This window comes from Pseudochelatococcus contaminans (assembly GCF_014195635.1).
Classification (GTDB): Bacteria; Pseudomonadota; Alphaproteobacteria; order Rhizobiales; family Beijerinckiaceae; genus Pseudochelatococcus; species Pseudochelatococcus contaminans.
The window spans coordinates 453315-470633 of record NZ_JACICC010000001.1 but is presented as its reverse complement, the minus strand read 5'-3'; the positions used below and the strand labels follow the sequence as shown (position 1 = coordinate 470633).

At 58.6% G+C, this 17319-nt stretch carries 14 protein-coding genes and 1 tRNA gene; 6 read left to right on the top strand and 9 right to left on the bottom strand.

Going from position 1 to position 17319, the window contains the following annotated elements; genetic code table 11:
• Positions 1 to 113: 113 nt before the first annotated feature.
• Complete coding sequence (locus tag FHS81_RS01970) at positions 114 to 1307, bottom strand: M20 aminoacylase family protein (RefSeq protein ID WP_183750339.1); 1194 nt, start codon at positions 1305 to 1307, stop codon at positions 114 to 116.
• A 258-nt stretch (positions 1308 to 1565) separates the two neighbouring features.
• Positions 1566 to 2921 carry a dicarboxylate/amino acid:cation symporter gene (locus tag FHS81_RS01965; protein WP_343052397.1) on the bottom strand — a complete coding sequence of 452 codons (1356 nt, stop codon included), beginning with the start codon at positions 2919 to 2921 and terminating at the stop codon, positions 1566 to 1568.
• 256 nt (positions 2922 to 3177) lie between these two features.
• Here FHS81_RS01965 and FHS81_RS01960 point away from each other — a divergent pair, with 256 nt between their 5' ends.
• A complete protein-coding gene (locus FHS81_RS01960; RefSeq protein WP_183750337.1) occupies positions 3178 to 5145 on the top strand; it encodes a sensor histidine kinase in 1968 nt (655 codons plus the stop codon).
• 71 nt (positions 5146 to 5216) lie between these two features.
• Positions 5217 to 6551: a sigma-54-dependent transcriptional regulator gene (locus FHS81_RS01955; RefSeq protein WP_183750753.1), complete on the top strand. Its 1335-nt coding sequence runs from the start codon at positions 5217 to 5219 to the stop codon at positions 6549 to 6551.
• 264 nt (positions 6552 to 6815) lie between these two features.
• Here FHS81_RS01955 and mgtE read toward each other — a convergent pair whose 3' ends face one another.
• The gene (gene mgtE, locus FHS81_RS01950; protein ID WP_183750336.1) at positions 6816 to 8192 is read right to left on the bottom strand and encodes a magnesium transporter; all 1377 of its coding nucleotides are present in this window, start codon (positions 8190 to 8192) and stop codon (positions 6816 to 6818) included.
• 565 nt (positions 8193 to 8757) lie between these two features.
• On the opposite strand from mgtE, the gene FHS81_RS01945 reads away from it, so the two are divergent.
• Positions 8758 to 8832 (top strand) — tRNA-Gly (locus FHS81_RS01945).
• A gap of 101 nt (positions 8833 to 8933) precedes the next feature.
• On the opposite strand, the gene FHS81_RS01940 is transcribed toward FHS81_RS01945, so the two are convergent.
• Entirely contained in the window at positions 8934 to 9263 is a 330-nt protein-coding gene (locus FHS81_RS01940; RefSeq protein ID WP_183750335.1) for a helix-turn-helix domain-containing protein, read from the bottom strand.
• Positions 9264 to 9418: 155 nt separating this feature from the next.
• Here FHS81_RS01940 and FHS81_RS01935 point away from each other — a divergent pair, with 155 nt between their 5' ends.
• Complete coding sequence (locus FHS81_RS01935) at positions 9419 to 10159, top strand: hypothetical protein (RefSeq protein ID WP_210281493.1); 741 nt, start codon at positions 9419 to 9421, stop codon at positions 10157 to 10159.
• A gap of 139 nt (positions 10160 to 10298) precedes the next feature.
• Positions 10299 to 11537 (top strand): zinc metallochaperone AztD, encoded by a 1239-nt coding sequence (gene aztD, locus FHS81_RS01930; protein ID WP_428982418.1) that lies wholly within the window; start codon positions 10299 to 10301, stop codon positions 11535 to 11537.
• 79 nt (positions 11538 to 11616) lie between these two features.
• On the opposite strand, the gene FHS81_RS01925 is transcribed toward aztD, so the two are convergent.
• The 5 genes from FHS81_RS01925 to FHS81_RS01905 all read right to left on the bottom strand — a co-directional run bounded on the left by FHS81_RS01925 (position 11617) and on the right by FHS81_RS01905 (position 16216).
• Complete coding sequence (locus FHS81_RS01925; RefSeq protein ID WP_183750333.1) at positions 11617 to 12057, bottom strand: Rrf2 family transcriptional regulator; 441 nt, start codon at positions 12055 to 12057, stop codon at positions 11617 to 11619.
• A gap of 166 nt (positions 12058 to 12223) precedes the next feature.
• A complete protein-coding gene (locus FHS81_RS01920) occupies positions 12224 to 13798 on the bottom strand; it encodes a flavodoxin domain-containing protein (RefSeq protein WP_183750332.1) in 1575 nt (524 codons plus the stop codon).
• Between the two features lie 19 nt (positions 13799 to 13817).
• On the bottom strand, positions 13818 to 14243 hold the full coding sequence (locus FHS81_RS01915) for a PAS domain-containing protein (RefSeq protein ID WP_183750331.1): 426 nt from the start codon (positions 14241 to 14243) through the stop codon (positions 13818 to 13820).
• 243 nt (positions 14244 to 14486) lie between these two features.
• Positions 14487 to 15203 (bottom strand): acyloxyacyl hydrolase, encoded by a 717-nt coding sequence (locus FHS81_RS01910; protein WP_183750330.1) that lies wholly within the window; start codon positions 15201 to 15203, stop codon positions 14487 to 14489.
• 122 nt (positions 15204 to 15325) lie between these two features.
• Positions 15326 to 16216, bottom strand: a complete 891-nt coding sequence (locus FHS81_RS01905; RefSeq protein WP_183750329.1) for a LysR substrate-binding domain-containing protein — start codon at positions 16214 to 16216, stop codon at positions 15326 to 15328.
• A 372-nt stretch (positions 16217 to 16588) separates the two neighbouring features.
• Here FHS81_RS01905 and FHS81_RS01900 point away from each other — a divergent pair, with 372 nt between their 5' ends.
• The gene (locus tag FHS81_RS01900; RefSeq protein WP_246374380.1) at positions 16589 to 16993 is read left to right on the top strand and encodes an acyl-CoA thioesterase; all 405 of its coding nucleotides are present in this window, start codon (positions 16589 to 16591) and stop codon (positions 16991 to 16993) included.
• The last annotated feature ends 326 nt before the right edge of the window (positions 16994 to 17319 follow it).

Sequence of the window (17319 nt, the reverse complement as noted above, 5' to 3'; positions counted from 1 at the left end):
GTGAATGACGCATCCCGGTGAGCACTGCCCACCGGAATGCGTCTATTCAAAATACGAGGTCATCGCCCAACGGCGTGTCGCGTGAGCTGCGACTATTCGGAGGAGATAGGCCTCTAGGAGAGATAGGCTTGGGCCAATCGCGCCCAGTAAATCGCCGCAGGGGCGATGATTGCATCGTTGAAATTATACTTCGCGCTGTGCAGCGGCGCGCTGTTGCCATTGCCGACAAACAGGTAGCTACCCGGCTTCTCCAGCAGGAAGTTGGCGAAGTCCTCGCTCGCAGTCCGGGGGGCGAAGTCCTTCTCGACACGCGCTGCGCCGAAACTGTCCACCGCCACGGCGCGTGCGAACGCCGTCTCGGCTGCGTGGTTGACCACAGCCGGATAGCCGTCGCGATAATCGACCTCTGCCGTGGCCCCGAAAGATGCGGCCTGCGTCTGCGCCAGTGCGATAATCCGCTCACGCACCTGCGCACGGATCTCTTCATCGTAGCTGCGTATCGTCAGCGCCAGCTCCACGCTCTCGGGAATGACGTTGGCCGCCTGCCCGCCGTGAATGGCCCCCACCGTAACAACCGCCGTGCCAAGCGGATCGACATTGCGCGCCACCACGCTCTGCAGCGCCATGATGATGGATGCGCTCGCGACAATCGGATCAACCGTCAGATGGGGCGACGCGCCGTGGCCGCCGCTGCCCTGCACCGTAATATCGGCGTAGTCGATGGATGCCATAGCCGGCCCCTCGACGAAGCCGAATTGCCCTTCCGCGACGCCCGGCCAGTTATGCAGACCAAAGATTGCATCGGTGGGAAAGCGCTTGAATACACCGTCCTGCACCATGGTCTGCGCGCCCTTGCCGACTTCCTCGGCGGGCTGAAAAATCAGGTTCAACGTGCCGGAGAAGTGGCCATTCAGCGCCAGATAGCGCGCTGCCGCCAGCAAGACCGCCGTGTGCCCGTCGTGCCCACAGGCATGCATGATGCCGGGCTTGCGGCTGGCATAGGGCAGCCCCGTCGCTTCCTTGATGGGCAGCGCATCCATATCGGCGCGGATCGCGAGTTTGCGCTCCCCCTCCCCGCGTTTCAGCGTGCCGACAACGCCTGTGCCGCCGATGCCGGTCGTGACCTTGTAGCCCCAGGACTCCAGCAGCCCCGCAACAATGCCCGACGTGCGCTCTTCTTCAAATGCCAGCTCCGGGTGGGCATGCAGATCCCGCCGCAGCTCGATGAATTCATCGATGGTATCAAGGATGCGCCGTTCGACCTGATCGTTGTTGCCAGCCGCCGGTCTGGCCGATGCCCCGCTCATATGCGCTGTCCCCCTGTCGTTCGGCCCGCACTGGCAAGGATGCCATGTGAGGGTGAAAGATAAAGGGGTGCCACGAAGAAGATGAAGCGCCGGTGACGGCGGCGATTTGCGCCCATGATCTGTTTGTCTCCCATCAAGAAGCTGGTTTCATACGGCAGAACATACAGTCATAACGACGACAGGCGCGGATACGATCCGCGCCTGTCGATATTATTGAAGATTACTCGGTCAGGCCCACACTGCCGGACGGGAAAAAACTCACACGGCAGGCTTCTGCACGGGCTCCACCGCGGGCTGTTCTGCAACCACCGGCAAGGGCAGCGGGTTGCCTCCCAATGCGGCGGCAAGGCGCTCGTGATCCAGCTCCTTCTCCCAGCGCGCGACGACGATGCAGGCGACAGCGTTGCCGACAAGGTTGGTCAGCGCGCGGCACTCGGACATGAAGCGGTCGATACCCAGGATGAGCGCCATGCCCGCCACGGGAACCGCCGGCACGACCGAAAGTGTCGCGGCCAGGGTGATGAAGCCTGCGCCGGTGATGCCGGCTGCGCCCTTGGAACTCAGCATCGCCACAAGCAGCAGCAGCACCTGATCGCCAAGCGACAGCGGAATATCCATGGCCTGCGCGATGAACAGCGCCGCCAACGTCATGTAGATGTTCGTGCCGTCGAGGTTGAACGAGTAGCCGGTCGGGATCACCAGACCCACGACCGAGCGCGTGCACCCTGCCCGCTCCAGCTTTTCCATCAATGTCGGCAAAGCGGCTTCGGACGAGCTGGTGCCGAGAACGAGCAGCAGCTCTTCACGGATGTAACGTGCCAGCGCCAGAATGGAGAAGCCGTTGTAACGCGCCACTGCCCCGAGAACGACGACGACGAACAACAGCGAGGTGAGATAGAACGTACCGACGAGCAGCGCCAGATTGGCCACGGACTCGATGCCGTATTTGCCGATGGTGAAGGCCATCGCACCGAGCGCACCGATGGGCGCGGCGCGCATCAGGATCGAAACGAGGCGGAAGATCGGCAGCGTCAGAGCATGCAGGAAGTTGTAGACCGGCAGCCCCTTCTCGCCCACCATGCCCAGCGCGATGCCGAACAGCACGGAGAAGAACAGCACCTGCAGGATATCCCCGGACGCGAACGCACCGACGATGGTCGACGGGATAATGGCCAGCAGGAACGCGACGAGGCTCTGCTCATGCGCCTTCTCGGCATAGGTGGAAACCGCGCCAGCATCGAGCGTCGCCGGATCGATGTGCATGCCAGCGCCCGGCTGCACCACGTTGGCCACGACAAGGCCGATGATCAGCGCCAGCGTCGAGAAGGTCAGGAAGTAAAGCATCGCCTTGCCGGCGACACGGCCCACCTTCTGCAGGTCGGACATGCCGGCGATGCCGGTGGAGACGGTAAGGAAGATGACCGGCGCGATAATCATCTTGACGAGCTTGATGAACGCATCCCCGAGCGGCTTCAAGCCTGCGCCGAGTTCCGGAAAGAAATGGCCAAGCGCAATACCAATGGCGATTGCGGCAAGAACCTGCACATAAAGATGAGAGTACAGCGGAACTTTGGATTTCCGCCCGTCCGGCGCTGAAACTGGAATAGGGCCCACAGCTTTCCTCCTGTTATTATGTTCTGACTTCAACGTGCCGGGAGAGCGAGCCCGCCCGGCCGGAGCGGAAACAGCGCTCCGCATCGTTGATCGCCCTTACGCAAGGAGTGTGCCAGTTTTGAAAAGCTCAATAACGGGCTGATAATTATTGGTATTTTTTGTAACCATCTCGAATGCCTTGCCAATCGTGCGATAATCCGCTCTGAATGATCCTCACGCTGTCCGGATTTCCACACAGAGTCGCCGCATTGCACCCATGAACCCGCCCCGCCAAAGCCGTTTTCATCGCATGCACCGCCGGGCGACCGCGCGGGCGGCGTCGATACTGGCGCTGTGCGGTTTGCCGCGCTCGCGCTTCACGGTGATCTGGGCGGTTTACGCCGTCGTGGCGGCGGCGGTCGTCGTGGCGGCGCTGGCCATCGGCTCCGGGCAAGGCCGCAAGCGCAGTTACGCGGAGATCAACGAGCGCGCGCGGCACACGGTGGCGCTCAATACGGCGCTGCTGCGCACGGTGCTGGAAAAGCAACGCTCCGTGCCGTTCGTGCTGTCTCAGGACGCCGACGTGCGCGCCGCTCTGGAGCAGCGGGAACGCGGCGACCTCACCCATGAGGAAACGGATACGCTCAACCGTAAATTCGAAAGCCTTGCGGAAGGCACGAGCGCATCCGTCATCTATCTGCTCGACAAGAACGGCGTGACGCTGGCAGCCAGCAACTGGCGCACGCCGATCAGCTTCATCGGCAACGATTATGCCTTCCGCCCCTATTTTCTCGACGCACTGGCCAACGGATCGGCGGAATATTACGCTCTGGGCGCCTCCAGCAAGATGCCCGGCCTTTACATCACGCGCCGCATCGAAGGTCCGGATGGCCCGCTCGGCGTCATGGTGGTAAAGGTGCAGTTCGATCAGGTGGAGAACGATTGGCGCGACAACCGCGACATCTCTTACGCCAGCGACGCCCGCGGCGTCATCGTCGTCTCGCGCTTTCCGGAATGGCGATTCAGCACCATCACAAGCATTCCGGAGAACGCGAAGGGCGCGATCCGTGACAGCCTGCAATTCGGCGACGCGCCATTGACGGGCGTGCCCGTGTTTCCGGCCGTGCCCGCCGGGACGCCGGACATCGTGTCCGTTCTGCCGCCGGACGCCACCCGGCAGTCGTCGTTCGTCAGAACCAGCGCCCCTATTCCCTCCACCCGCTGGACGATGCATCTCCTGACGCCCAGCGAGCAGGAAGTCGCCGCAGCCACGCGCGAGGGGCGCATCGCCGCAATCGCCATTGCAGCACCCCTTCTGGCGCTTGCCGGATGGCTCATCCACAGACGCAACAGCAACCAGCGCCGGGTGGCGCGCAACGAGGCCCGCAGACTTGAGCTGGAGCGGCGCGTCCGCGACCGCACGCACGATCTGAGCGCCGCCAACGAGCGGCTGCAATCTGAGGTGATGCAACGTCAGAAGGCCGTCAGCCGCCTTCAGGAAGTCCGCGAGGAGCTTGCACAGGCCAACCGGCTTGCGATTCTGGGGCAGGTATCCGCCGGTATCGCCCACGACATCAATCAGCCGATGGCCGCCATCCGCAGCTATGCCGACAACGCCCGCGTGCTGCTGCAACGAAACAAGCCTATAGCCGTAGCGGATAACCTCGCCACCATCGCCTCTTTGACCGAGCGCATCAGCACAATCATAGAAGATCTGCGCGCATTCGCACGCAAGCGCACAGGCGGGCTTGAGGCCACCGTCGTCGCCCGCTCCATCGAGGGCGCGTTACTGCTGCTCAATAATCGGCTGCGGCAACAAGGCGTCAGCCTCGTCTGCAACATGCCGCCGGAGGATCTGGTGGTGATCGGCAATCGCGTGCGGCTGGAGCAGGTGATCGTCAACCTGATGCAGAACGCCATGGAGGCCATGGAGGGCCGCCCGGACAGCCGTCTCGAACTTGACTGGCGGGCGGAAGGAGACACCGTGCTGCTGACCGTCGCCGACAACGGCCCCGGCATACCGGACGAGGTGATGCAGCGGCTGTTCACGCCCTTCACCACCACGAAACTCGGCGGGCTTGGGCTGGGGCACGTCATCTGCAACGATATCGTCACCGCGTTCGGCGGCTCTCTCGACGTGGAATCAGACCCCGTGCGGGGCACACGTTTCATCATTCAGCTCAGGCGCACAGGGGGTGCCGGCGACATGCCCCTCACCGCCAACGAACGGACAGACCGGCCATGACGACGAGCAGCGAGCAGCAGACGATGCACGACAGGGTACCGGCACAGGCGCAGACCTCCACTGAAGGCGATATGATCGACGTCGCCTTTGTCGATGACGATATCGAGGTGCGCAAGGCGAACGCCCAGACGCTGGAACTGGCCGGGTTCAACGTCCGCATGTTCAGCACCGGCGCCGAATTGCTGTCAACGGTGAATGACGCGTTCACCGGCGCAGTGGTGAGCGATGTGAGAATGCCCGGCATGGACGGCTTCCAGCTTTTCCGGCGGCTGCACGCCATCGACAAGGATATTCCGGTCATCCTCATCACCGGCCACGGTGACATCGAAATGGCGGTGGATGCCCTGCACAAGGGCGTCTATGATTTCATCCCCAAGCCCTACCCTGCCGATCGCCTGGTGCAAAGCGTTCAGCGCGCCTGCGAAAAGCGCCGGCTCGTGCTTGAGAATCGCCGTCTGCGCATAGCCGCCGCCCAGGCCGGCGATGACGATGTGCCGCTGATCGGCCAGACCCCCGCCATGGAGCGGCTGCGACAGACGTTGCGTCAGATTGCCGTGGCGGATGTCGACGTGCTCGTTGCGGGCGAAACCGGCAGCGGCAAGGAGGTGGTGGCCGAACTGCTGCACCGTTGGAGCCGGCGCCGCGACAACCGCTTTGTGGCGCTCAACTGCGGCGCGTTGCCGGAAAACGTCATCGAAAGCGAGCTTTTCGGCCATGAGGCCGGTGCATTCACTGGCGCGCTCAAAAAGCGGATCGGCCACATCGAGTATTCCAGCGGCGGAACACTGTTTCTGGATGAAATCGAGAGCATGCCACTGGCGGCGCAAGCCAAGCTTTTGCGCGTGCTGGAAAAACGCGAAATCGTGCCCATCGGCGGCAATGAGAGTCGCCAACTCGACCTGCGCGTGGTGGCCGCTGCCAAGATCGACCTGGGCAACCCGGCGGTGAGAGGCGACTTCCGGGAGGATCTGTTCTTCCGGCTGAACGTCGTCAGCCTCACCATTCCACCGCTTCGCGAGCGGCGGGATGATATCCCGCTGCTGTTCATGCACTTTCTGGTCAAGGCCGCAGCACGCTTCGGGATTGATACACCAGACGTCAAACCAGAACTGTTGCAGTTTCTCCATGCCCATGACTGGCCTGGCAACGTGCGTGAACTCGCCCATATGGCCGAACGCCATGCCCTTGGCCTGCTCGAAATCAATGCATGGCAAACGCCAATAGAACATGACGAGAAGGCCACGCTGCCACAGCAGATGGAATCATACGAAGCCGAACTCATTCGCAGGGCGCTGCAAGACAACAAAGGCAACGCAAAGGCCGCGATTGAGGCGCTTGGGATACCCCGCAAGACATTTTACGACAAACTTCAGCGGCACGGGCTCGTGCGCAGCGATTTTACGTGAGTACAGGCACTATGTCCGCCACTGGCAAACGGGGATTGTGAATGGAATTACTGATCGCCTTCATCACAGGCGCAGTATTTTATATCGCCATACACATATGGAACAGCAGATAACCCACTGCCGGTGACATGATCACATCTGTATGCAGCATAACACTTGAAGAATACTTTTATCGTAGATTGAAACGATAAAGCGCTTGTTCTGACGCCATCAGAACAAGCGCTTTCAATTCCATAGTTTACCGCAATTTGCGCGACATCTCGGTCAGAGCAAGGTGCCCTTGAGGAAGACATACGCAATCGAGAAGTAGATCACGATACCCGTAACGTCGACGAAGGTCGCGACGAAAGGCGCCGAGGCGCTGGCCGGATCGAACCCAAGCCGTTTCAGGATAAACGGCAGCATGGAACCGACCATCGACCCGAATGTCACGATGCCCACAAGGGACGCGCCGATAGCCATGGCGATCAGCTTCCAGTGTTCACCATAGTCGTAGATGCCGGCAAGCTGCCATGTCGCGATACGGATGATGCCGATGAGACCGAGAAACGCGCCCAGCGCCAGACCAGCGGGGAACTCCCGCAGCGCCACGCGGAACCAGTCACGTAGCCTCACTTCCTGAAGCGCCAGAGCACGAATGATCAGCGACGTGGCCTGCGATCCGGAGTTACCGCCCGAACTCATGACAAGCGGGATGAAGAGCGCCAGCACAATGGCTTGCTCCAGTTCGTCGGAGTAATGCTGCATGGCGCTGGCCGTGAACATTTCACTGAGGAACAGCACGCCAAGCCAGCCAGCACGCTTCTTGAACATATCGAAGAAGCTGGCCTTCATATAAGGCTCGTCAAGAGCCTCCATGCCGCCCATTCTCTGGGTGTCCTCGGTGGATTCTTCCAGGATCGCGTCGATCGCGTCATCCACCGTGACGATGCCCAGCATATGCCCGGTGCTATCCACGACCGGCACCGCGAGCAAATCGTAGCGGGAAATCAACCGGGCCACCTCCTCGCGGGTGGACAAGGGCGAGGCCACGATAGGCGCGGGCTTGCCCTCGGTGAGCGAGAGGATCGTGGCATCAAGATCGGCAGAGATCAGCTTGCGCAGACGCACCGTCTGCAAGAGCCGGTGGCTCGTTGGATCGAGAACGAAAACCGCATAAACGGTCTCGCGGCTGTCCTCGACCTCGCGGATATGGTCGAGCGTCTGCCGCACGGTCCAGTCCGCCGGCGCGGACAGGTATTCAGTCGTCATCAAGCTGGCGGCCGTTCCCTCGGGATACGACAGCAATGTTTCGAGCGACTTGCGCGTCTCCTCGGACAGCGCCCCCTGAATCGTGGAATGTTGAGGCTCGGGAATCCAGCGCAGCACGTCTGCCGCCCTATCAGCGGACATGCCTTCCAGAAGCCCGGCCGCCCGCGCGGTAGGCAGCGCCGCAATAACCTCGGAAGCCTCCTCGAACGCCGGAAAATCGAGCAGCTCCACCGCCCAAGGCTCCGGCATGCGCGAAATGGTATCGACGAGAACAGCGAGAGACTGCTTGTTCAGGTAGTCGACGATATCCGCGACATGCTGATTCTTCAGCTCGTGCGGAATTTGGGAACCGGATTGACCAAAAAGTTCGGCCTCTGCCAGATCTGGCATTTTCTCGGGGGGCATATGACTGTCTTTCTCCAGCGTGTTAAGATGGTGACAGCCACTATTACACGTTATTGTTTCAGCTCATTGAAAGTGAAAACACCTTCGCCTGCTTGCATACCTGAAGTGGCTACATTTCTGTTGGTATCGCTTTTCGAGCGATATCTGGCGGCGGTAAATAACGGACATTGCGACAGGGCGGAAACTGGAAGAAACATCACATAGGAAGCTTGGCGATTTCCATTCCGCCATCCCCCTCCCCCGCCAGGCTGATTGACGCCATCATGAACCGACGAAGGGCACGAAAAAGAAAGCGACAGCGATTCCCTGCAACCCGGAACATGGAAAAAACACCGCTTACTACGCGATTCGCCGACCGTAGAATGACAACGGGCCGGCTCAAACGAAACCAGATGCATAAAAAACCATTTTAAATCATATTGTTATCTGACCACAAAACGTTTAGCCGAGGCACTTTTCCACAGCCGCAAATTTGGGACTTGCACTCGGCAAAGTTTCAAGCAATAACCCACCCATCGGCGGCGGCGTTAGCGTCTCGCGGACAGTGGATGCGGGTGTAGCTCAGGGGTAGAGCACAACCTTGCCAAGGTTGGGGTCGAGGGTTCGAATCCCTTCGCCCGCTCCAAATTGTTTTAACGACGAAAGCCGCGGGAAACCGCGGCTTTCGTCGTTTTGGGCTTGGCTGAATGGCTTGGCTGAAGTCGCAGGGCGCAGTTGTCAGTATATTCAATCTATCAGCGCACTCAGCATCTTGCTGGCGCGCACCAGTTGATCCTCATTCATCCGCGATAGCTGTGTCTGGATTTTCGCAAGTTGTCGCGTACGAGCGCCATCGCTCGTCACGACCATGCCGATGCCGAAGAACGCAACCTCCGGCACCTGAAGCACATCAGACAGTTTCTCCACCGTGGAGAATGACGGCGCAGCGATGCCGCGCTCTATCTTGCTGATCATCTCCGACGAAAGCCCGACCATCTCGGCAAGAGCATCCTGAGTCAGATGCCTCGCTTTCCGATGGTGGCGAAGATTTGACCCGAAAACGACCGTAAGTGACACGCCGCACCTCCGCCTAAGACAGTCGGCGGTGGCGACCTTTATGCGAAGGACCTTATGTTGCGATTTTCCAAAAAATCGTAATATATATCCTATAATGTATGAGAGTCGGCTTCACATTGCGAATTTCTTTTCGCGCTCGCTCACCGTCATGGGGAATGAACTTGAAAGATCAACACGTCGGCAACATTAACGATTATCGGAAATATGCCCTGTTGCGCGCGTTATCGGCGGGCGGCGCAAACCAGCTCGGCATTTGCTGGATGCTCACCGAATCAGATGATGGCTCTCACGATAACCAGTTCGACTATCTGGAGCAGCGCGAGCGTTACAGACATTATGATCCGGATCTTTTTGATACGTTGGCCCACATTGCGGAAAAGCCGAAACGACGCAATGTAAACTCCATCAAGACCAGTTGTGTGTTGCCGGACGCTTTGTTCCATTCCGACCCGCTGCCTCAGACACCCGACGAACGTGCCCATTACATGAGTCAATGCCAAACGCAGTTTGCTGCCACCGACATTGTATTTTTCGACCCGGATAACGGCATCAAGATCCGATCCGGGTCCATGAGCCCGAAATCCACACGACGCTATATCTTTCTTGATGAGATCGCCGCTTTTTATGCAGGCGGCAAATCAGCGCTGATCTGCCAGCATTTCCCTATTCGCCAGCATCCCAGGCCATTCGTTGCCGCACGCGTCGCGCACCTTCGTTCTATCGCTCCGGGCACGGATATGTGGGTCTTTACTACCGCTCAAGTCGCGTTTCTTCTTGTTATTCACCCGGATAGCCCAGGGAACCTTGCGTTGGCCGCGACCGAAGCCTGTAGCCGATGGCACCATTCTTTCATACGCGGGGAGCGGATCAATACTGCTTCACCATTCGGGGATTGACAACCCCTGCCCACCCGATGATATGACTTGTCACTACAAAATGATATGTAATAACGTTTCTATTTTCTTGACGATCCAGTTTCTTGGCAATAATGCCGTGCTCCCGGCTGCCTGTCGGGCGATTGAGGGACCAGAGCAAATGCATATGAAAAACGTTCGCAGACATCTAAGCGCTGCCGTTGCGGCCGGTGTCCTGCTGGTTTCACCGGCGGTATCGGCCCATGAGGACCATGACAACAAGGAAGCATGGCGACTGGTTGTCGCGGATCATACACAACCTGTGGTTCGCGTGATCGATTTCGAAAGCGGCAAGGAGTTGGGTCGTTACGACGTCAAGGGCCATGCTGCTCTTACGGCAAGCGCTTCCGGCCGCACGGTGTTCGCAGCACAGCCGGATGCCGACATCGTGCATGTCATTGGAAGTGGCATTCACCTTGCGGATCATGGCGATCACCGTGATATCGAGATCACCGACCCATCCCTGCTGCCCGTAACTTTCGAGGGGAAGCGGCCTTTCCATGTCGTGCCGCAATCCGGGCACCTCGTGCTTTTCTATGACCGCGGCGGTAAGGCCGAAATTATCGATGAAGACGCGTTGCTGGATGGCAAGGTTCAAGTCCGCTCCATCGATACGACAGCACCCCATCATGGTGTCGCGGCAACGCTAGGCCAGTTCGTGCTGGTGTCCGTTCCGGATACCAAGGCCGAGGTCAAGCCGGATGCCTTGCCGCCTCGCCTGGGCGTGCGGGTGCTCGACAAGGACGGCAATCAGGTTGGCGACATCGCGACTTGCACGGATCTGCACGGAGAGGCCACTTCGGCGCGTCTTGTCGCATTCGGCTGCAAGGAAGGCGTGCTGGTCGCCGGTCCGGGAGATAAAAACGGTCCGGAGCTGAAGTTGCTGGCCTATCCAGAGAACCTGCCGAAGGGCAAGGTGGGAACGATTCTGGGCGGTAAATCGCTGAAGTTCTTCCTCGGCAACTACGGTGACGACAAGGTTGTACTAATCGATCCCGACAGCGATGAGCCGTACCGTCTGGTCGAGCTTCCGACACGGCGGGTAGATTTTATTCTCGATCCCGTGAACCTGCGCAACGCTTATATTCTGACCGAGGACGGCGACCTGCACGTGCTTGACGTGATCGACGGGAAGATTGCGCGTAAAGCGAAGGTCACCGAGCCCTATAGCAAGGACGGTCACTGGCGCGATCCTCGCCCAAGGCTGACAACGGTTGATGGCCAGATCGCCATCACGGACCCGCGTCATTCAGTAGTGCGCGTTCTCGACCCCGCGACATTGAAGGAAACACGCACGATTGCCGTGGAAGGCCAGCCCTTCTCCATCGTGGCTGTCGGCGGCTCCGGCGTCTCGCATTAAACCGGGCAATGGTCTGAAAAGCTTTCCGGGCAAAATGCACAGCGTTTTGCCCGGACGACCGAAAAGCGACATTGTGGCATCAAGCTGCGGGCTGCAAGCCAAAATCGTCTGGCGACAATAGAACATCCGCCAGCGTGTAACGATCCATCGTTTCCATAAAAGCCTGTAGCGCCTCGGCGAGAACGCCGCGCAGACGGCAACTGGCGGAAATCCGGCACACAGAGCCATTTGGCTTGACCGGCGCAAAGCACTCCACCAACGCGAAATCCGGTTCGGTCGCCCGCAATACATCGCCCAAGCGGATCTCCGCCGCGTCACGTGCCAGCTCCAACCCGCCGTGTCGGCCGCGAATGGCCTTGAGAAAACCCGCCTGGGTCAGCTGATTGGCGACTTTCATCAGGTGGTGGCGCGATATGCCGTACAGATCAGCGGTCTCCTCAATCGTGATCAGTCGATCGCGACACGTCGCGGCATACAGCAGCATGCGCAAGGAATAATCTGAAAAGTTCGTCAACCGCATCGGCGCGTCTCACTGTCCATGCTGTGCCAGGTCACGCGACAGCATCAGCCGTCGACCTTGAGCCGCCTTCTGGAATCGAGACTCATGATAATCACGGCGTCGGGGTGATGCCAGCCCGGATTTACCTCAAGTGCGGCAACGGTTTCAGCGCTCCCCCGCGAAAACGTCAGTAAAGCTCGCGATGGAAACGTCCCGAACGCATGAGCACCTGACTGAGCGGAACGACATCAGCGAGAGGCTCGCCTCCCGGCTCGACGCCCTCCCCTTGCACGCCATTGCGCATAGCGATTGCATCCAGCGCTTGCGTTACCGCTTGTTCGAGGTGCTGCTTGTTGCCGCAGAGATAAACATGTGCGCCCTGCTCCAACATCGCATGCAGTTGGCCGCCATGCTGCGCAATGGCGTGTTGTACGTAATATTTCTCAGGACCATCGCGGGAAAATGCCGGCAACAGATGCGTCAGCACGCCATCCGCGCGGAGAGCGGCGAGTTCATCGCGATACAGAAAATCTCGCTCGCTGCTCTTCTCGCCAAAAATGAGGCAGGTCTCACGGCGCTTTCCATCGGCCTGCACTTCGCGCAACAGCCCCATCAAGGGGGCGATGCCTGTGCCGGTACCGACCAAAACCAGCGGAGCGGATGAATCCGCAGGCAGGTGGAAACCGGGGTTAGACCGGCAAAACACCCGGATGCTGTCGCTGTCGCCAAGCAACCAGCCGGTAGCGGTGCCGCGCCGCATGCGGCCTCCGCGCTCATGGATAACCTCGCGCACGCACAGATCGACGAAATCGCCCCCCACAGACGCAATAGAGTAAGCGCGCGGGAGGCAGGCAGGCAGCAGATTTGCCAGCGCGGCAGATTCCACGGATTGCGGCGTACAGAAATCCCGCAGCAGATCCAGCACATCAGCGCCACGGAGGTAGCCGTCCAGCTCCTTCTTTCGGCTGATCTTGAGCATGTCCTTGAGGCGATCATTACCCGAAAGACGCGCCAACTCCCGCAACACCGATTTGCCGATCTGACGCAATTCCCTGCGCCGAAGCAGATCCACGACATCCGGATCGTTATACCAGCCGGCAATCGCCGCCAGCAGCTCCGTGTCGTTTTCGGGCACGACATACAGATTGTCACCCGCGCGATACGCCATGCCGCTGCCGGTTATGTCGAAGCGGATGTGCCACGCCCCAGGCTTGTCGAGATTAAGCTGGCGGCGCTCGACGACCGGCGCGGCGAAGGCTGAGTTTTCGTCGTAGGCGACAACCTGAAGATGCAGATCGCGCCCCGCCTGCTCATCGCCCTGCAACACACGATGCAGCACAGGCACCCAGCGGTCGAAGAACGCTTCAAAAGTCACATCCGCATCGACACGGTTGATGACTGCGGTCGCATGGCGCTCTGCCAGTGCCGCGCAAAGGCTTTTTGTAAAGCCGCAGAAGCTCGGATAAGCGGTATCGCCAAGACCGAAGATCGCATGGCGCAGACCGGACAGATCGTTTGTCTGCTGTATCCGGACCATGAAATCTTCGGCGTTGGCTGGCGGCTCACCATCGCCAAACGAGCTTGAAATGATCACCAGCAGGTCACGGTTGCCAAGCTCATCGTGCCGCACGTCATTCAGCGGCAGCACGACTGGCGCGAAGGCTTGCAACGCGGGGGCCGCACCCAACCGTTGCGCCAGCCCCCTGGCATTGCCGGACTCGGACCCGTAACCGATGATCACACGATCGGCGATGGATGTCATGATGTGTACTTTATATATTTTAATTGGCGTAGTATTCGTCAAAGGTTTCCTTCGAGAACTCAACGGCCTCGAAATTCTGCATCAGGTCATTGATGACACGGCGGATACTGATGTAGCTGTCGATATTGCCTGCGGCATCGCGCAGCGGCTGTACGGTGGTATCGACGACATACACGCCGCCGCCCTTGCCGACATTGGGAATGATGCCGGTCCAGATATCGCCAGCCTTGATGGTGTCCCACATGTCCTTGTAGACAGCCTTCGGCACCGCCGGATGGCGGACGATGCTGTGGGGCTGGCCGATCAGCTCCTCGCGCGCATAACCCGTCAGCTTGCAGAACAGGTCGTTCGCATAGGTGATGTTGCCCTGCAGGTCAGTCGTGGAGATCACAGCGACGTTTTCGAGAGCAGCCAGCAGCCGGGTGGTGTCGAGGGATGTGCTCATGGTGTTTCTTCCCAGAAGTTATGGCAGATGCCAAAAGCCGCCGCCCTGACGCGGACAGCCCAGAAAACAGGGATGAATCAAAGGTCTGGCTCTAATATTCATTCCTGATGCATCTTATTCGGCACCAGACTGCCAGCGCAAGCGCCGCCCGGCGCAATTCACCGTCACAGCCCGTGGTTATTTGACGCATGGGGCAAAGCGACATGGCGGCACGCTCAAGAGCATGTTCGCCACAGGAGAAGATCAGAAGGCGTAGCTCAACTTTACACCATAGTTGGTGAGACCAGCATTGCCGCCGCTGCACAGACCGGCTTGCGACAGATGTTCGATTCCCGCCAGCACGGACCAATGCTCATCGAGCTTCACACCAACGGATGCGCCCTCGCGAAAGCTCCAGTTACAGTCACCGAGATTATCGTAGTTGCGGTTCCCGAACTTGCCGTTATGTGCGGCGAAGCCGAACTGGCCTTCGACAAAAAAGCGTTCGGTCAGCGGGATTGTCCAGACCAGACCTGAATAGACGTAAGACGTTCCGTCCTCGGTATTGAGGGAGCCGCCGAGATTGAGCCGGGGAATGAACCAGCGATAGCGGCTGGTTTCATTAGTCTTGAAAATAGGCGAGGACAGCGCCTCACCCTTCAAATCGACACCGCTTTCAACGCCTGTGGGATTGTGCGCGTTCAGCCCGATGCGAGCTTCGTTGACGGGGACAAAATCAACGAAAAACCCTGTTCGCTGCGGCGCAGCCTGTAGGCTGGAAGAGTCAGAAAACTGACTCTGCTCATTGCCCTCCGGCGCCGCGCGCGTGGAAGACAGATCGAAAGCCGCCGCCCCACCTGTCGCCGACAAAAACCCAGCGGCCGCGAATACAACAGTAGGCATATTCGCCAAAAGTAAACGGCCGAATTTCATTGCAAATATCCCGAGCGAGCACAGTTTTTTATCGTTAACAAAGGACATCACCTGATGTCAACTATTGACAATAAAATGACTGTGGCCAGGATCATAAGCTGGAATCATAAAATGGCACGGCCAAATGCCATGCCATGATCGCAAGAAGCGCTTGCATGCAAATGTTACAATTATTCCGCGATGTCGAAGGGTAACGAATATGCCGCGCCAGCAGACACTTGCCTTGCCATCCCCTTCAGGGCAGCGATAAAAGCGTTGACGGAAGGGTTGTCCCCGCTGGAACGCCCTTCGATGACATAGTGGAGCGACCCGAGTGCCGGCAACCCCGCTTCGTCCGCGATTTCCCGCAGCCCCGGAACAAGAAAACTGCGGCCTGTTGCAATGATGCCGAAACCGGCCTGTGCGCCAGCAATAAGACCGAGCAGATTGCTGCTTTCAGCAATGGTGACCCAGTCCCTGTGCGCCGACATCAGTGCCGCTTCTGCCACGCCTCGCGTAATGCTTGGATTGAGATAAGAGATGAGCGGCAGCGGCTCCGAGGGAGATATCGTCACGGGACCAGCCATCCAGACCAGTTCCTCCTGCCAGAGCACCTCGCCGTTGGAATGGCTACCGTGACTTTTGCCCAGCACGACGTCAACCTCGTGGGCGCGCAAAGTGTCATAAAGATGCTCATTGCGGCCGGTAATCAGCCGCAAGCCGAATTCCGGAAACTGTTCGCGAAACAGCCCAAGCACACGCGGCAACCGGGTCGTCGCGAACTCATCCTCGACGCCGAGCTTCAAGGTGCCCTGCATGGATGGGCGAACCAGGGACTGCCGGGCATCCTCGTTGATGGACAGGATGGCGCGCGCATAGATGAGCATCGCCTCCCCATCCGCCGTGAGGCTGACCCTGCGTGTCGTGCGCCGGATAAGCTTGCGGTTCACCCGCTTCTCAAGCCTCGCGATGCGCTGGCTGATCGTCGACTGGGAGCACCCGAGATCCGCGGATGCCATACTGAAACTGCGCCGGGCGGCAACAGTTTCAAACGCTCGAAGTTCATCCGTATCGACCAGCATATCGACAGCCCTGTTATTGCGCCAACGATCGACGCCCGTATGTAAGCGCGGACGATAACAGGATGAATACGAAATTCAATGCGCCTTGGACATACCACGACCAGTATCAACAAACACCTGAAACCTATTAATCGCAAAAATGAATAAATTGAAATATATTTATTTTTGAATGATTTATATTTATACAAACGACATAATATTAAGCAATTATATTTTATGATAGGCGCAAGACAGCATTCGACTCTTTGCTGAAGAATTGCATTGATGCCAGGCATACCTCGTCTTGAATACGATCCGCAACGATCTTTGCATTCGGCCCATGAAATCAGAATGCTGATGCGCGCAGGACGATGAAAACGAAAGGACTCCATCATGACAGATACCTCCGCACCTTCCGACGATATGAAGCTGATGCTGCGCACGATCGCCATGCCGGCCGATTCCAATGCCGCAGGCGATATATTCGGCGGGTGGATCATGGCCCGCATGGATCTTGCCGCGGCGGCACGCACCAATGAGTTGACCGACATTCGGACAGTGACGGTTGCGGTCAACAACGTGCGGTTCAGAAAGCCGGTGAAGATCGGCGACACGTTAAGCATCTATACGTCAATCGAGAAAGTGGGGCATACCTCGGTGACGCTCAAGCTTGAGGCGTGGATTCACCGCGGTTTCAGCAAGCTTTTCGAAGTGGTGGCCGACGCCGAGTTTGTTATGGTCGCCGTCGACGCAAACGACAGGCCCTGCCCGATTCTGCCGGAAAAACCCGCAACCTGATACCGTTGCAGGTGACGCATTCACTGATCGGAATACAATCTGATTGCTTCGGATGCCCGGCAATAACAAAGCAAAAGCCTCAAGCAGTTTGCGCTCGATCGGCTCCATCGAATTGAGCGCAAGTTGCTGCATAATATAAAGGCACCGATACCTTATATAAAGCCGCTGGCATTTGGAATTTGCGGAAAATCAAAAAAACCGGAATACCCAATCCGGCATTCAACCTGTGTGCAACTCCTGAATCGGGCAAGCAAAAACAACCGGAATTCAACTTTCGGTGTGATGACGCATGCCCGCGACTGTGCATAATCGCCGCATATAATTCT

Bases quoted from the DNA above. Each gene is read 5' to 3' on its own strand.
- mgtE (WP_183750336.1), bottom strand. From the start codon at position 8,192: ATGCCAGATCTGGCAGAGGCCGAACTTTTTGGTCAATCCGGTTCCCAA.
- FHS81_RS01920 (WP_183750332.1), bottom strand. From the start codon at position 13,798: ATGACATCCATCGCCGATCGTGTGATCATCGGTTACGGGTCCGAGTCC.
- FHS81_RS01955 (WP_183750753.1), top strand. From the start codon at position 5,217: ATGATCGACGTCGCCTTTGTCGATGACGATATCGAGGTGCGCAAGGCG.
- aztD (WP_428982418.1), top strand. From the start codon at position 10,299: ATGCATATGAAAAACGTTCGCAGACATCTAAGCGCTGCCGTTGCGGCC.
- FHS81_RS01910 (WP_183750330.1), bottom strand. From the start codon at position 15,203: ATGTCCTTTGTTAACGATAAAAAACTGTGCTCGCTCGGGATATTTGCA.
- FHS81_RS01915 (WP_183750331.1), bottom strand. From the start codon at position 14,243: ATGAGCACATCCCTCGACACCACCCGGCTGCTGGCTGCTCTCGAAAAC.
- FHS81_RS01905 (WP_183750329.1), bottom strand. From the start codon at position 16,216: ATGCTGGTCGATACGGATGAACTTCGAGCGTTTGAAACTGTTGCCGCC.
- FHS81_RS01960 (WP_183750337.1), top strand. From the start codon at position 3,178: ATGAACCCGCCCCGCCAAAGCCGTTTTCATCGCATGCACCGCCGGGCG.
- FHS81_RS01970 (WP_183750339.1), bottom strand. From the start codon at position 1,307: ATGAGCGGGGCATCGGCCAGACCGGCGGCTGGCAACAACGATCAGGTC.
- FHS81_RS01935 (WP_210281493.1), top strand. From the start codon at position 9,419: ATGAACTTGAAAGATCAACACGTCGGCAACATTAACGATTATCGGAAA.
- FHS81_RS01925 (WP_183750333.1), bottom strand. From the start codon at position 12,057: ATGCGGTTGACGAACTTTTCAGATTATTCCTTGCGCATGCTGCTGTAT.
- FHS81_RS01900 (WP_246374380.1), top strand. From the start codon at position 16,589: ATGACAGATACCTCCGCACCTTCCGACGATATGAAGCTGATGCTGCGC.